The sequence below is a fragment of the Sneathiella sp. HT1-7 genome (genome assembly GCF_020731145.1).
Lineage (GTDB): Bacteria > Pseudomonadota > Alphaproteobacteria > Sneathiellales > Sneathiellaceae > Sneathiella.
Map to the genome: position 1 here is coordinate 735668 of NZ_JAJFZN010000001.1, position 13993 is coordinate 749660.

General features: G+C 51.2%; 11 protein-coding genes. 2 read left to right on the plus strand and 9 right to left on the minus strand.

The annotated features are described in order from the left end of the window. From LKE13_RS03560 to LKE13_RS03575, 4 genes are all read right to left on the minus strand, one after another. On the minus strand, window positions 1–2436 hold the full coding sequence (locus tag LKE13_RS03560) for a tetratricopeptide repeat protein (RefSeq protein WP_227948318.1): 2436 nt from the start codon (window positions 2434–2436) through the stop codon (window positions 1–3). 227 nt (window positions 2437–2663) lie between these two features. Next, complete coding sequence (locus LKE13_RS03565; RefSeq protein WP_227948319.1) at window positions 2664–3179, minus strand: glycosyltransferase; 516 nt, start codon at window positions 3177–3179, stop codon at window positions 2664–2666. Further along, window positions 3176–3670, minus strand: coding sequence for a hypothetical protein (locus LKE13_RS03570; RefSeq protein ID WP_227948320.1), 495 nt, complete (start codon window positions 3668–3670; stop codon window positions 3176–3178). Before LKE13_RS03570 ends, LKE13_RS03565 begins: the two co-directional genes overlap by 4 nt. A 33-nt stretch (window positions 3671–3703) precedes the next feature. Then, window positions 3704–4408 (minus strand): polysaccharide deacetylase family protein, encoded by a 705-nt coding sequence (locus tag LKE13_RS03575; protein WP_227948321.1) that lies wholly within the window; start codon window positions 4406–4408, stop codon window positions 3704–3706. Window positions 4409–4657: 249 nt separating this feature from the next. Between LKE13_RS03575 and LKE13_RS03580 the strand changes: the two genes are divergently transcribed. Both LKE13_RS03580 and LKE13_RS18735 read left to right on the plus strand, forming a co-directional pair. Further along, complete coding sequence (locus LKE13_RS03580) at window positions 4658–5635, plus strand: glycosyltransferase family 2 protein (RefSeq protein ID WP_227948322.1); 978 nt, start codon at window positions 4658–4660, stop codon at window positions 5633–5635. A gap of 96 nt (window positions 5636–5731) precedes the next feature. Continuing rightward, window positions 5732–7609: a right-handed parallel beta-helix repeat-containing protein gene (locus tag LKE13_RS18735; RefSeq protein WP_227948323.1), complete on the plus strand. Its 1878-nt coding sequence runs from the start codon at window positions 5732–5734 to the stop codon at window positions 7607–7609. Between the two features lie 9 nt (window positions 7610–7618). Here the strand turns inward: LKE13_RS18735 and asnB are convergent, their stop codons facing one another. The 5 genes from asnB to LKE13_RS18855 form a co-directional block, all read right to left on the minus strand. After that, on the minus strand, window positions 7619–9511 hold the full coding sequence (gene asnB, locus LKE13_RS03590) for an asparagine synthase (glutamine-hydrolyzing) (protein WP_227948324.1): 1893 nt from the start codon (window positions 9509–9511) through the stop codon (window positions 7619–7621). A 37-nt stretch (window positions 9512–9548) separates the two neighbouring features. Next, window positions 9549–10457, minus strand: coding sequence for a glycosyltransferase (locus LKE13_RS03595; RefSeq protein WP_227948325.1), 909 nt, complete (start codon window positions 10455–10457; stop codon window positions 9549–9551). A 92-nt stretch (window positions 10458–10549) separates the two neighbouring features. Continuing rightward, window positions 10550–11917 (minus strand): hypothetical protein, encoded by a 1368-nt coding sequence (locus tag LKE13_RS03600; RefSeq protein WP_227948326.1) that lies wholly within the window; start codon window positions 11915–11917, stop codon window positions 10550–10552. Further along, a complete protein-coding gene (locus LKE13_RS03605; protein ID WP_227948327.1) occupies window positions 11917–13200 on the minus strand; it encodes a Coenzyme F420 hydrogenase/dehydrogenase, beta subunit C-terminal domain in 1284 nt (427 codons plus the stop codon). Before LKE13_RS03605 ends, LKE13_RS03600 begins: the two co-directional genes overlap by 1 nt. Before the next feature lie 3 nt (window positions 13201–13203). Further along, the gene (locus LKE13_RS18855) at window positions 13204–13989 is read right to left on the minus strand and encodes a CatB-related O-acetyltransferase (protein WP_227948328.1); all 786 of its coding nucleotides are present in this window, start codon (window positions 13987–13989) and stop codon (window positions 13204–13206) included. Window positions 13990–13993: the final 4 nt, after the last annotated feature.

The window sequence follows — 13993 nt, forward strand, 5'->3', positions numbered from 1 at the left end:
TTAGTTCGTTTTGGGAATTGCGCGCAACTCCGAGAGAGTCTTTTCCGCATCCTTAATCTGTGAAAACGGTTGCGTCTTGCCCAGCGTTACCGCTTGGTCAAGCTCCCTGATCGCATTATTGCGATTCCCTTCCGCCTTGTAGGCCATTCCGAGATGATAGCGGAGAATTGCTACATTCGGTTCTTTATCAACAGCGCTTCGGAGCAGCGGGGTGGCCATATTATATTCGCCCCGCCGATAATGAACCCAGCCCAGAGTATCCTGAAAATAGGGAACTTTCGAGTTCCGAAAGCGTTTCGCCAAGGTATAGGCCCACTGCAATTCATCTTCATTCTCTGCATGCTCCGCGACCAGGCTGGCGAGGTTGTTAACCACAATCTCCGAGTTCGGCTTCGCTTCAAGAAGCATCTCATATACCTCGATCGCGGCGGAATAGTCGCCTTCGGATTCATAAAGACCCGCCTGGATCATATTAAGCATAAACCCATCCGGTGTCACCTTCAGCCCTTCACCCAGAACCGCCTCTGCATCTTTTTTATTCCCGGTCGTCAGAAAATGTTTTACGAGAATGACGTAACCCGACTCTTCTTGCGGATCACCGGCAATGGCATCCCGGATCAGTTTTATCGCCTCCTGCGGCTCGTTCTTGCTAAACTTGATTTCGGCCAAAAGCTTACTTGCAAGATAGTTACTTTGGCTGCTGGCGAGAACATTGGTGAGGAAAGCTTCCGCCTTGTCGACATCACCATCCCGAAGATATGCCTGAACCAGTAACTGCATGGCCTGTCCCGCTTCGGGTGTTACTTCGTAAGCCTTCTCAAAAGCATTCCGGCTCTCTTCCAGGTTTTGCATGCCCGCCAGTGCTGCGCCGCTTATCTGATATCCTGCCGAATCCGTTTCATTTAGCGTTTGCAACCGCGCCGCCAACTCTTCCGCCGCGATCCAGTCTTGCTTGCGAAGCTTGACCTCGGCCAGCAGTTTCAAGGCGTTTATTTCGTTCGGGTTTTTCAATACTAGCTTTTCTAGAAGTCTTTCTGCTCGCCGCAATTCTCCATGGCGAATAAAAAACTGGGCATAGACCATGCCGACTCGGGGCGACTCATTACTGAACCGGTACGCCGCGGCAAAGCGGTCTTCTGCAAGTTCCAGGCTGCCATTAATTTCATGAGCTTTGGCGAGCAGCAAGGCCGCCCGCGCGGACCGAGGTTGCTGCCATATTGAAGAGCGAAGGTTCGAAATCGCCAAGTCTATTTCGCCCTCATCAATTAACAGCGCGCCGATAAGGATCAGCGCGTCGGTATTAGTCGGATCCATATCCAGGACGGTACGGGTCAGACTTTCCGCTTCTTCCAAGTCCCCGCGGGTGAAATGAAGCTGTGCCAGCTTGTTTCTGGCAACGATCTCATCTTCAACAGTTCGGGCGCGGTCGATGATGGACCCTAGAATGACCATCGCCCGTTCGTCATCGTCCCCGGCTTCTGCCAGTGCTGCTAGTGCAAAACGATAATCGACAACATCCGGATACTTCTCAATCAACTGCTCTAGCTCGAGAGCGGCGGCTTCATCCCCCTTTGCTGACTTAACAAACCGAACCACATCCAGGCTGGCATCGACATCTTCCGGATTCTCTGCTGCAATCTGACGGATTTCTTTTTCCGCCTCTTCCTGTCGATCGATTTTTAGATAGAAACGGACAAGACTCTTACGAAAAGCCGTGTTCTCCGGATTGTTGGCAATCAGCTGCGAGAACACGTCAATAATTTCTTCTGACCGGCCAAGGTTTTCCAGCGCGCGAATCTTTACGACCTGCAGCTGGGCATTATTTGTATTGTGCACAAGGCCATCATCAAGAATTTTAACAGCAGCGGCGGGCTCACTCACGGAAAGTTTTTCCGCTGAAAGAATAAGGATTGAATCAATATTAGACGGATCTAGTTCGAGGGACTTCTCTGCCGCCGCGATGGCGCCCGTCTTATCGCCCAAACGAAACATGACAGCTGATTTCAGGGCAAGTGCATCGGGGTTATTCGGCGCAAGCTCCATAACGAGATCGCTGGTTTCCAGCGCATCCTCCAACTTTCCCGACAACAGCATAATCTTGCCGTAGCGCACCTGCGCCTTAAGATGTTTTGGGTCAATCTCAATTGCCTTGAGAATATCGCCCGTATACTTCCGCCAGTTCCCGTCGTTTTCCTCGACGAGAGCGAGGCCGTACCAACCATCCGCAAAATTTTCCTTGAGTTGCAGGGCATTGCGAAACTCGATGCCCGCCTTAGCATAATTGCCCTGCTCTACAAATGCCATTCCAGCCGAATAGTGAGCTAGAGCCTTTTCCTCCGGTGTATCACAGGCGGCAAGGGTTAAAAGGATGATCGCCAACGCGACAACGCTTGTCAGCCGTGACTTAAAACACGCAATTTTACTTCCAAGCGCCATTTTCTAACCTTTTGTCCCTTTTTCTCATATAAGCCGAAGCTTCACTATTACACATATATGCAACCATTTGTGGCTTCAAACACTCAATTTCATTGCACAGCTGCAAAATATATCAGACGGCGGGAAACATAATACCCTCCGACCGGATAACGTGGATCGCCATAGATATCCAGTTTATCCTCGATATCTCAAAATATGCTTAATGATCCGTTCAGAATTGCAGGCGCTCACATATTTTCCGGCGCCTGTCCGTCATATATAAAACTGCGCAGTGCCTGAAGGAGGTCTGGTTCCGCAAACTCACTGGCCGCCTCATCAATTTTAGAAGGAGGATTGGCGAGAAGATCATCAAGAACTGAGCCGAGTTCAGTCTCGTCATTTGCGACGTAAATTCCACTTCGTCGGGCGAACTGTTCCGCCGTTGCAATCTGGTGATCGTTGCGGGTTTCTTTAAACGCGCCTCTGCGCGGCATGATCAATAGCGGCTTCTTCATCGTCAGGGCAGTAATGATCGTACCCATGCCTGCATGAGCGACAATCAGATCCGCCTCTTCAAACCGGCTTTTGAAGCTGTCAGGATCGAGAAAACTCTGCCAGGCAAAATTTCGGGGCTTGTATCCCTCCTCACCCAACTCTGCCACTTGCGCAAACATATCCTTATATCCAGATTCCAGCGCCCAGCTATCAAGCCCCTTGATCAGGCGGTCAAAGCGCAGTTCATGTCCGACAGTTACGAATATCATACAACTGACCCCTTAAATTCCGGACCTTTTTTGCCATCTCGATCACCGGCTAGATGCTCCCACTGCGTGAGCCAGAGGTCGGCGCAGCCCCCTGCTTTCTGACCGGACAGGGATAACGCCCCCGCATTGGCGATGCTGTCCACCCAGATTGTGCGTGCGCCCATTAGTTTGCCAATTTTAAAGGCGAAGAAGCCCGCCGCAGCTCCCGTAGACACAATAACATCGGGTCGTTCACGGATCAGGATCATCAAAATTCCTGCCAATTGTCGTAAAAGCCTGAACTTCTGCCATCGGTTGGCATCCACCACGCGGTAAAAGCGGGGCGTTGATTGTCCGCGGCGTTCTGCATCTGCGATCAGATCCTCCCGATAACCTTCCTTCGTGGTTACGTAAACGGCATCACAATCGTCCCAGGCCGCGCGTAGCCGCTGCAGCTGAACCCAGTGGCCGCCGGCCGAGGAAATCGCCAGTATTTTCGGTTTGTCAGACATGGATACTCAATCTCTTTACTACTAAAATCTATGTCAGGCGTTCTGTTGAAGCTGGCCAAATGTCCGGACGGAAAAATTCTCCGCCTTCGCCATTTCAAGCAGCTGCCTCGTCGCCTCCAGTACGAATTTATTTCGGTCTTCGTTATTCTTGCGTTCGAAATCATGCAGAAGGACAACGCCGCCACCGGCATTCTTTACAGTTTCGACCAGCTTTTCAGGCGGAATTGTTTCCGGGCAGGTATCGGTTGAATCAATCGTCCACCAAGCCATCCGGCGACCCTTCAGCAAAGTCTGAAGGAGTGTCGCAAGTGTGATTTTCCCATTCGGCGGGCGGAAGTAGGTAATATTGACATCGTTCCGGTTTAGGCAATCTACGCCTGCCTCTATGTCATTTGCGACTTTCCAGGGAAGATCTTTCCATGCATTCAGATGTGCGTAAGAATGGCTGCCGATTTCATGCCCGTTCGCGGCAATTTTCGGTATCACCTCCGAATTACTATCTGCCTGCACGCCAAGGACGAAGAAAGTAGCGGGCGCATTATATTCGGCCAGCAGACCAAGAAGCTCTGGCGTGAAATGGGCGCTCGGTCCATCATCATAGGTCAGCACTACTGTATTGGAGGCCCTGCATCGCGCTTCCAGGTTTCTGACATTGGCGCGCCTGTATAAATAGGGAAGTACAATCCAGATTCCCAAAGCGGCAAGTACCACCAGACCAAGCGTAATTACTGCAAGCATTCTCGAATCCTGATAAGTTCGTCACGTTCTCTGACATTAAGCTTCAATATAGGTAACAGAATCTCGATATTTAGTTAATTTGTTTAAAACTGCATTGCTGTAATTGTTTTTAACAAAGCGAAAATCATTTTTTGCAACAGGATTTTAATTAAATTCGGCGATAGTTTTCCCTGCCCAAAGGCGATTAGCGGAAGGCCATCCCGAAATTCCGTTATAATATGTACTTTATAAGTCTAGGATCTGGAGTTTATGAGCCTTTCATCGCAGCAAAATGCAGAGCTGGCAAAAACGCCCGCCGTTTCCATTATCGTCATCAGTTACAATACGCGCGAGATGACGCTAAAAGCCCTTGAAACGACTTTTGCGGAAACCCGGGAAACACCTTTCGAGATTATTGTCATCGACAATGCGTCAACGGATGGGTCGGCCGAGGCACTCACAGAACAATATGCGGACAAAGCGAAAGTTATGTGCCTGGATGAGAATCTTGGTTTTGCTGCCGCTAACAACCTCGCCGCAAAGGATGCGACGGGCGAGTTTCTATTGCTGCTCAACCCGGATACGGAAGTACTTGATGGCGCGATCGACAAATTAATGGCCTTCGCGGAAACCTATCCCGATGCGGGCATCTGGGGCGGGCGCACCCTGTTCGCAGACAGAACGCTCAACCCGACATCCTGCTGGACCAACATGAGCCTTTGGAGCCTGACAAGCCAGGCACTTGGCTTTTCTTCGATGTTTCGTAATTCCAGTTTTTTTAATCCGGAAGGCATGGGCAGCTGGGACCGGGAAGGGATCCGGCAGGTTGACGTGGTCACCGGTTGCTTTTTTCTTATCCGGCGGGACTTCTGGAACAGCCTAGGCGGGTTCGATAAAGCCTTTTTTATGTATGCAGAAGAAGCGGACCTCTGTGCACGCGCGGCAAAAGCCGGAGCGAAACCCATGGTCACATCAGAAGCCACAATCATTCACCACGGCGGCGCATCGGAAACGGTCCAATCAGACAAGCTTGTGCGGCTGATAAAGGCAAAAATGACGCTTATATATAAGCACTTTCCCGCAGCAACGCGGGGACTGGCCATGTGGCTGATGAAACTTTGGCCACTATCGCGTTATCTCGCGCATCTCATCCTTGCCAAGATCGGGCGCCAAAGTTCAAAGGAATCGGTTAAAGTCTGGAAGAGTGTATGGGACCGACGGGATATTTGGACGGATGTGACCGACTAGATCCGCCGCCTTTTTAACCAACCAGATTTATAAGAAATTGTGCATTCCCTGCACTATAGTAATATCAATCAAAATAACTAAAAGGGCGACAGGGACGTGACTTCTCGACATCTGATATTTTCATTCATGGCAATGGCTTGCGTTTGGACGACCCCCGCCATTGCACAGGATCTGTTCGTCGATTTCGAAAAAGGCAAGGACAGTAACAGTGGTATTACGAAGTCAGCGCCATGGCAGCATGCACCCGGTGATGCGAACGCGGCTTCGAATGCGGGTAGTTATAAACTACGCCCCGGCGACGTCGTCAATTTCAAAGGCGGCGTTGAGTATCTGGGAAGCATCGCAATTCCGGCCGGCGGTTCAGACTCTCAACCCATCACCTATAAGGGTAACGGATGGGGAGAGGGTCGCGCAATCTTAAGCGGCGCCAAGGAGTTGAAAGCGACCTTCACACCCTGCGCCTCCGCCAGCGACTGCCACAACAACCCCAATTGGGAAAAACTGTTCAAATCCAGCTTGGAAGAAGATGTCAATCCCTTCACACCCATGTTCCTCTCTGACCGGCGAGTATGGATTGCGCGTGAACCTAATCAGCCGGACCCATTCTGGTTTGACGATTATGAGCATTACAATGTAGTCGGCGGGGATGTTAATCGCTCTGTCATGGGCGCGGACTATCTCACCCTCGATAACGGTCTCGATAACACGGACGAAAAGAATTGGCAGAACGCGCGGATTGCGGTCTGGATGAAACCCAATCTTGTCTTGCTGACGGAAGTTACCGGAATTGATACGGCATCAAACACGATAAAGTTCAATCCACCCGGCAATGATCCTTACACCGATCGCGAATCATACTATGCCCTGTTCAATCGCCCATCTGACGTCGACCAACCGGGGGAGTATTTTATCGATAATGAAGCGCGCCGGATCGTGATCTGGCCGGAAAACCCGGAGACGATGGAGAACAGCCGCCTCTATATCAACGAATTAGCCGCCGGCTTTAATATCAACGGGAGCAGCAATCTCGTGATAGAAGGGTTTCACATCCGCCACTATTTCGGCGATCATGACGGCTGGGCCAGCGGAACTGCAATTATCAATTCGGATCATCCGGTCCGCAATGTTGTCATTCGCGACAACTATATCGACCATCTCCGCTCTGTTGAGGGAATTGGCGCGATCCAGCTTCACAAGGCACAGGATGTGGTTGTCAGCAACAATACGGTCACCAACAGTCAGAAAAGCTCGGGCATCCGGTTCGGTTTTTCAAAAGACATCATCATTCGCGACAATGTGATTCACAAGATAGGCCGGACGGGAATTCGCCTGATCGAGACAGAAAACATTCAGGTAACCGGCAATACTCTTTCGGACATTCTCGGTGTCCATGGCAACGGCATGTCCGTTTACCTGAAGAACAAGGCGATCCTTGTTGCCGAAAATATGTTCGATAATGTGCCCTTTGCCTTCACCTATCACGGTACAGGGAATATCGAGGAAGCCAACAGCATGTGGCTTCTGAGCAATATTTTCCTGGGGCGCGTTCGCAGCTGGGGCAGCCAGTTCGGATCGATGCATTTTCTACATAATATGATACTGGCGGAAGTGGAGCCCGGCAAATCTATCCAGATTCCCGGCCATGAACCCTCTACCGTCTTCAAAAATAACATTATTGATGGCTTGATCGTCTCACCGGCGCCGGAGGATTGGGTTTTCTCCCATAATATCTATTCCGGGCTGAGCTGGTTGCAATCGTCGAAATATGGCTGGACCCTGGAGCCCGGCGGCGATATCGACGAGGGAATTACGGATGAAATCTGGGGTTTCTTTTCAGAGAAGCAAGCGAACGTCGCGCGCGGACAGGGCGATAATATTTACAAACTGTTGCCCGTGGCCCGGTTTAAGGCCTATGATTTCAGCCACTGGAAAGAGGCGCGCGCCATTGGTCCCCGCGCCATCCCTAGTCCATAAGGCCCGAAACTAAGCGTCCATCATCTGCTCGGCCCAAAGCTCCGCCGTGAGGAGCTGATATATACGGGCAGAATTATCAAGGCGACCTGACTTATGGTCCTTGATCAACTGCTGCACATAGTCGGCGTCGAACCAGCCACGGGACTTCAGCCGTGCCGGGCTTAGGGTGTCCTGTAACAATTCAGACAACTCACCGGAGATCCAACTTCGGATCGGGACAGCGAAGTTTGATTTGGGCCGGTAGATAATTTCCTGCGGCAGATATTTTTCGGCGACCTTTTTCAACAGGTATTTCGATGTGCCGTTCTTGTATTTCATATGCCCAGGCAGGTTCATGCTACTGGCGACAAACTCACGGTCAATAAAGGGCACCCGCACTTCAACCGACTCAGACATGGAGGACCGATCCGTATAGGTGAGGTTTAGTCCGCACATGAAGAGCTTGATATCTGTTTGGCAGAGCTTGTTATAGGGGTCATCCTGATAGGCAGATTCCATGACGCTGTCATGATATTCGGCAAGGGCGCCAAGCTCACTTTCCGCGACATCGGGCATCAGTTGCGACAGAGATTGCTGGTCATACTGCGCGTAGCTTCTGAGGTAGGCCTCATTAGAGGGAAGCTCCGCGAAGGAGAGGAATTTCTTCGCCCAGCGCCCCAAACGAAAGCCCCGACCACCAATCTGAACCGGTAATGCATTGGTCACGGCGCGGACAGGTCCGCGCACAATTTCGGGCAATTTCCGGTATTTCTCCGCCATCAGCCAGGCTTTTTGCCGGCGATATCCAAAATGCATCTCATCCGCGCCCATGCCGGAGAGTAACACCTTAATCCCCATATCTTTCGCTGATTTACAGATCAGCTTGGTATTGAGTGCGGCGGGGTCGCCTATCGGTTCATCCAGGCTGTAAATGACTTTCGGCAGCAATGACATTAGATCGGGGTTGACGACAATCGACTCGTGATCGAACCCTTCTTTCTCGGCGAGCATTTCCGCATATTTCTGGTCATCGGCCATTTGCTCGACACGTTTGTCCGCTTCCGACATGCCAATTGTGAAGGTTTTGAGTTTCCCGAGTTTGCGCCGCGCGATTGTACTGACCAATGACGAATCGAGCCCGCCACTCAAGAAGCTTCCGACTTCAACATCGGACACCAGATGCCGGTCGATGGAACTTTCGAAGCTTTTTGTTAGTTCCTCCACCGCGTCCCGCTCATCAATCGGACCCGCGTGATAGTCAGGCAGCTCCCAATAAGTGCTTTCCTTGATATTCCCGTCTGTATCGACAACCAGATATTGCCCCGGCTGCACCTTGTGAACACCTTCGAAAATACAGAAGTGATCCGGCAACCAAAGGAGCTGCATACTAGAGGCAAGGGCCGCAAAGTTTACCTGAAACGACTCGTCAATGATTTTTGCAATGGTTTTAAGTTCGGACGAGAAGCAGAAATTCTTACCCTTCTTAAAGAAAAACATTGGCTTGATACCAAAATGATCACGGGCGAGAAAAAGCTCCTTCTTCTCGCGGTCATAAATCGCAAAAGCAAACATGCCGATGAAATCTTCAAGACATTTCGGTCCCTTCAGGCGGAACAGTTCCAACACCACCTCAGTATCTGACCCGGTTTTGAATTCGACCCCATGTTCCGTCTCAAGTGTCTTTTTGATCTCTTTATAGTTATAGATCTCGCCATTATAGACCATGACATACTGATGTTTCTGCATCGGCTGATCCGATCGCGCGTCGACATCAATGATCGACAAGCGCTGATGGGCGAGCGAGATATTCCCCTCCGACCAGACGTCCTGCGAATCCGGTCCGCGATGCTGCTGGATCACAGACGCGGCGTTCGCATGTTCAACATGGTTCGGGAAATTCAAAAATCCGGCTAAACCGCACATGGCTATAATCCTAAATTCAGCATTTCGCTGAGTAAATTTACGTGTTGGTCCAATATTTATTGGGGTCTATGTGATCAAGTCCACTGAAATAAAACCCCACCATAATCTTCGCGCGAAAAAACCGACACCAGAACAATATCAAAATCGATTTCAGCTTGTCTGCAAAATATGGAAGCTTCCTGTCCTTCAGCGCCCGGATGCTGTGCGGAACGGCGGAAACAGCCGTCGCCACGCAAAGGGCCGGCCATTTAAGCGCGAAGCCCGGTTCTTTCTTCCACATGTTAAACGTCATCGCCGATTGTCGTTTCCATTTCGCCCGCAACTCATCAAGCGTGGCACGGGCGGGATGTTTGGCAATACAATCCCCGCCGAAATGAAACTTCGCGCCAATGGCGTAGGCGCGTTGGCACCAGTCCGTATCCTCGGCAACATCGGCATGAAAAGTACCGACTTCCTCGAATAGCGCACGACTCGTCCACATATTGCCGGTCGCGGCATCGCCCTTCTTGGTATAGCCTTCCTGATCCATGGAGTAGGTAATCTCGAACGCCTCAACACTATTGGGCCGGTCATGCTCCGGATAGATGATGATTTCTCCGGCCATGACGCTGCGTTCGCCTTCGTCCCGCATATGGTTGAGGCCATTTTTCACAAAGTCCGGATCCAGCAGGCAATCACAATCAGTAAAGGCTAGGAATTTTCCCTTGGCAATCGCCGCGCCAGCATTTCGGGCGGGTCCAGCACCGCGAGCTGTTTCAACCACGAGGGAGACAGTCAGGTTATAGGCGTCCAGCCCTACGACCGCTTCTTTCGAGTTGTTATCACACACAATAACCTCGAACCTGCTCTTGTCATAGGTCTGCGCTTCCAGCGTCGCCAGACATTCTGCCAGGCCAGCCGGATCATTATAATGCGGTATAACGATGCTTAGCTCGAGTTCTTCCATTGCGATCTAAATCCCCTTCAAAGCAAACTTAAATCATCTCGAGTTAATTTTTATTAAAAAGCGCGCCAGTTATGGGTCTGATTTTCATTCAGTTATAACGGCTTAGGCATATCGGAAGATTGTTGCGCAGTTTGGATGGTCCCTTGCGGCATTTCAGGTGGCGCAGCCGCCGGCCGGCCGGTCCGCGCCGGAACCTCATTCCAGGCAACACCGGCACTAACCAGCATGCCTAGCAGAATATTTGTCAGGATCAATGGCTGTTCGAACAGGCCGACCGACATACTGGACACATCCAGCGCGATGAGGGCGGAAATCAGGAAGAAAATCAGTTTCCGGCGATACGGGTCCTTCGACGTCTTTCTGGTTTTCGCGCCATAGCGCACCGCATTGACATGCGAGAACACATACATCAGGAAGGCCGGAATACCGCCATTGACCGCCACAATCACGAAATGATTGACCAAGTCGATATGACGCCGCCCGTCGAGCAGGCCACCCCAGTAATTAATGTCTATCCCGCTGGAACCAAAAATCCAATAGTCGCGCCACTGTTCCACCGCGACCTCCAGCAGGCGAGTACGGTACCACGCCGTTGTGGAGTTAAGCGCAAGATAGTCGATGAGATTGTAAAAATGCCGGTTCGACGCAAGCTCCAAAAATATGGCAAAAGCCAGCATCACATAGAGTGTCGGCTTAATCAGGCTCGGGCGGAGAATATACAAATTGCAGAATATCAGCGTGACAATGGCAAGCCAAGGGCCGCTAGACATGGAGGCCAACCCACCAACCGCCGCAAAAAGGGCGGTAAAGGTGCTCATTTTTCGAACCCGCGGATTGGCGCGTATTGCCCAAGCGATCCCGGCGATTAGCATCATCGCCATGCCATAATAAATATGAACGGAGGTACTTACCTTCGCACGCATCATACCAAGACGGAATTCCGGCTCTTTCGCAATCCAGACCCAGGTCCGGTAAGAATCCAGACCAACGTAGGGTGATGTAGTCGTATAGGATTCCTGCCAGCCCATTACGCACATGAAGGCGGCGATCCCAAAGAGCGGCAGCGCAAGGCCGCCCGCATCCTGAATAGAGCGAATGCCGAGCCGGGCGACAAAATACATCAGGACGGTATCAAATCCGTAGCCAATCATCTCGATCGTTTTGTCAGATTCCGCCCCGGCCATCATTGTTGCAAGAACCGTCCATGCCCAGAGGAAAAAGACCAAATAATCGACCGAGCAGACATTTATTTTTGCGTTTCGGCCCTGAATAATGAACCGGACCAGCAGCGCGAGGGCAATCAACCGAGGGGCAGACATATCCGCCGGACCAATTGGCACACGGAGATATTCCGGCCATATCATCATGGAAATGATAAGAACGCCAATCGCCGCGCCCGGTCGCACCGAAAGTGCAAGCAGGCCCAGAGCGACTGCAACAAAGGCGGTTACACCGACCATTATCCCTTATCCTTTGCTGGAGGAGTCCAGCTTTCCACATCAATCCGCTTGTTCAGGCGTTTTCTGAATATCCTGAGGACTGTCCCAGTAATCGATTGTCTCTTTTCGTTCAGGCTTAAATCACTCCACCAGAAGCGTGCCATCTTGAACCCAATATATTTGGGAACCGCGGCGCCGAAAAGACGTAACATAAGCAATCTTGCCCAAACACTTCCTCTTGACCCAAGCAAATTCGGCTGAGATCGCGGAAAAAGCGACAGATCGTGGTTTTCGAGCGTGATATAACCCGCCGCTGCCGCATCTAGAATATATTGCCGTCCTTTTTCAGTTCGCGCAACGATCAGGGATTTACCGGGCTCCCCCTCCTCGATCGGTCGGTACCATGGGTCGCCCACGGCAATATCCGCAAACTCACCCGTATGATCGGGACAGATGTAACATCGCCATTGCCGGTATTTCTGCAAGAACCCCCAGGATTCTGCGTATGTCATCTCGACAGTTTTTTCAGCGCCTGCGTCATCTTCATAAACGACTTTCCACATGCCAGGCCAGCCATTGCCGCGAAAACGCAGGCTTTTGACCTTTGTCGGATCTGGGATGCCTTCTCTCTTCAACAGTTCCAACGTTCCTTTGGTCGATGGCGTTCCGGCGCAGAAAAAAGCGATTGTTATGCCGATTTTTTTATCAAGCTCAAGGTCCAGTTTGCGGGCTTTCTGAACAGCAGCAACATCACAAGGTTTGCCGATGAATACAGATGGCGCCTCTTCCTTTACTACAAGGTCCAGTCCGTCGCATGGACTCGCCGGGGCATAGCGTGATCCGGTAGAGGCCGCTAACTCAGTTCGACTGTGGCTCAAGGTTGTCTCGTTCAGGTAAGGGACATCCGACCTTGCCTTCGTATGCAGCGCGCCAGAAAATCCTTTTTGCTCAATCCCGAAAACGGCGAGGGTCGTTGCCGCCCCACCACTGGAGCCGCCTTTTCGAATCCCGTCATCCGCAGAAAAACCTTCCCAAACATCAAGGACCGGACCCCATCCATCCAAGAGTTCCTTCTCAATGCCCGACGCATTCTTATTGAAGTCATGTGTCAGATTGGCTCCGGGGCAGGATTGAAGCGCCTTTCCCGTTTCAGGCGCCGCATCTTCGCGCACGAAAGGCCGACGTCCAAGTTCCAGCGCATCGCCCATCTGGAACCTTTCCGGCTCCACAAAGGCGCAAACGCCGCAACCCGTGCAGAGTTGACGGCTGGTAACGTCAGTAATGTTACAGATACTCTTACTCACTACTCAAACCCCTGCGTTTCCGCTTTCCGCCTTTTGCAACACCACTTCCGGTGCCGCATTCTTATCCACGCCATCCATATTCTGGATAAACTGAGATATCCCCTGCTCCGTCACAGGATCGAAGAGGAGATCATTGGCCTTCATAAGGTCGGGAAGGCTGAGGTTCCACCATTCAGATTTTTTTACCAGCTCGGCCACCTCGGGCGTAAAACGGCGGCGGAACTCCTTCGCCGGATTACCGGCAACAATTGAAAAATCATCAACGTCTTTCGTTACCACTGAATTGGCACCGATAATCGCCCCATCGCCGATCCGCTTACAGCCCGGCAGAATAGTCGTGCGACTACCAATCCAAACGTCATTCCCAATGGTGAGAGGGTTGTCCTGATCGAGCGGGATCGTGTCCTGATCCACAATATTGAGATGGCGATTATAAAAGAACGGATGCTGTGTAAGGGTTTCTGCCGGATGATTGCGCCGGAAAACCATCAACTCACTCCCGAAAGAGCAATAAGCACCGATCACCGAACCGGAAGGGAAAACACCCGGATCAAGACACGGACCATAGCTGTAACGCCCAACCTTAACACCGTAATACTGTTTCATGATTTTTCGGCGCGTCTGGGAATAGAATAAATTACCTTCAAAGCGGTCACAGAGGAAGAAACAAATCCGACGTAAAACGCGAGACTTATAGGCACGCAGGATCAGATTTGACCACGGGCTGAGGGACTGGTCGTGTTGAAGTTCCGCCCATCTGATCTTTTCGGCTGAAAATCTGTCCTTCATGTAT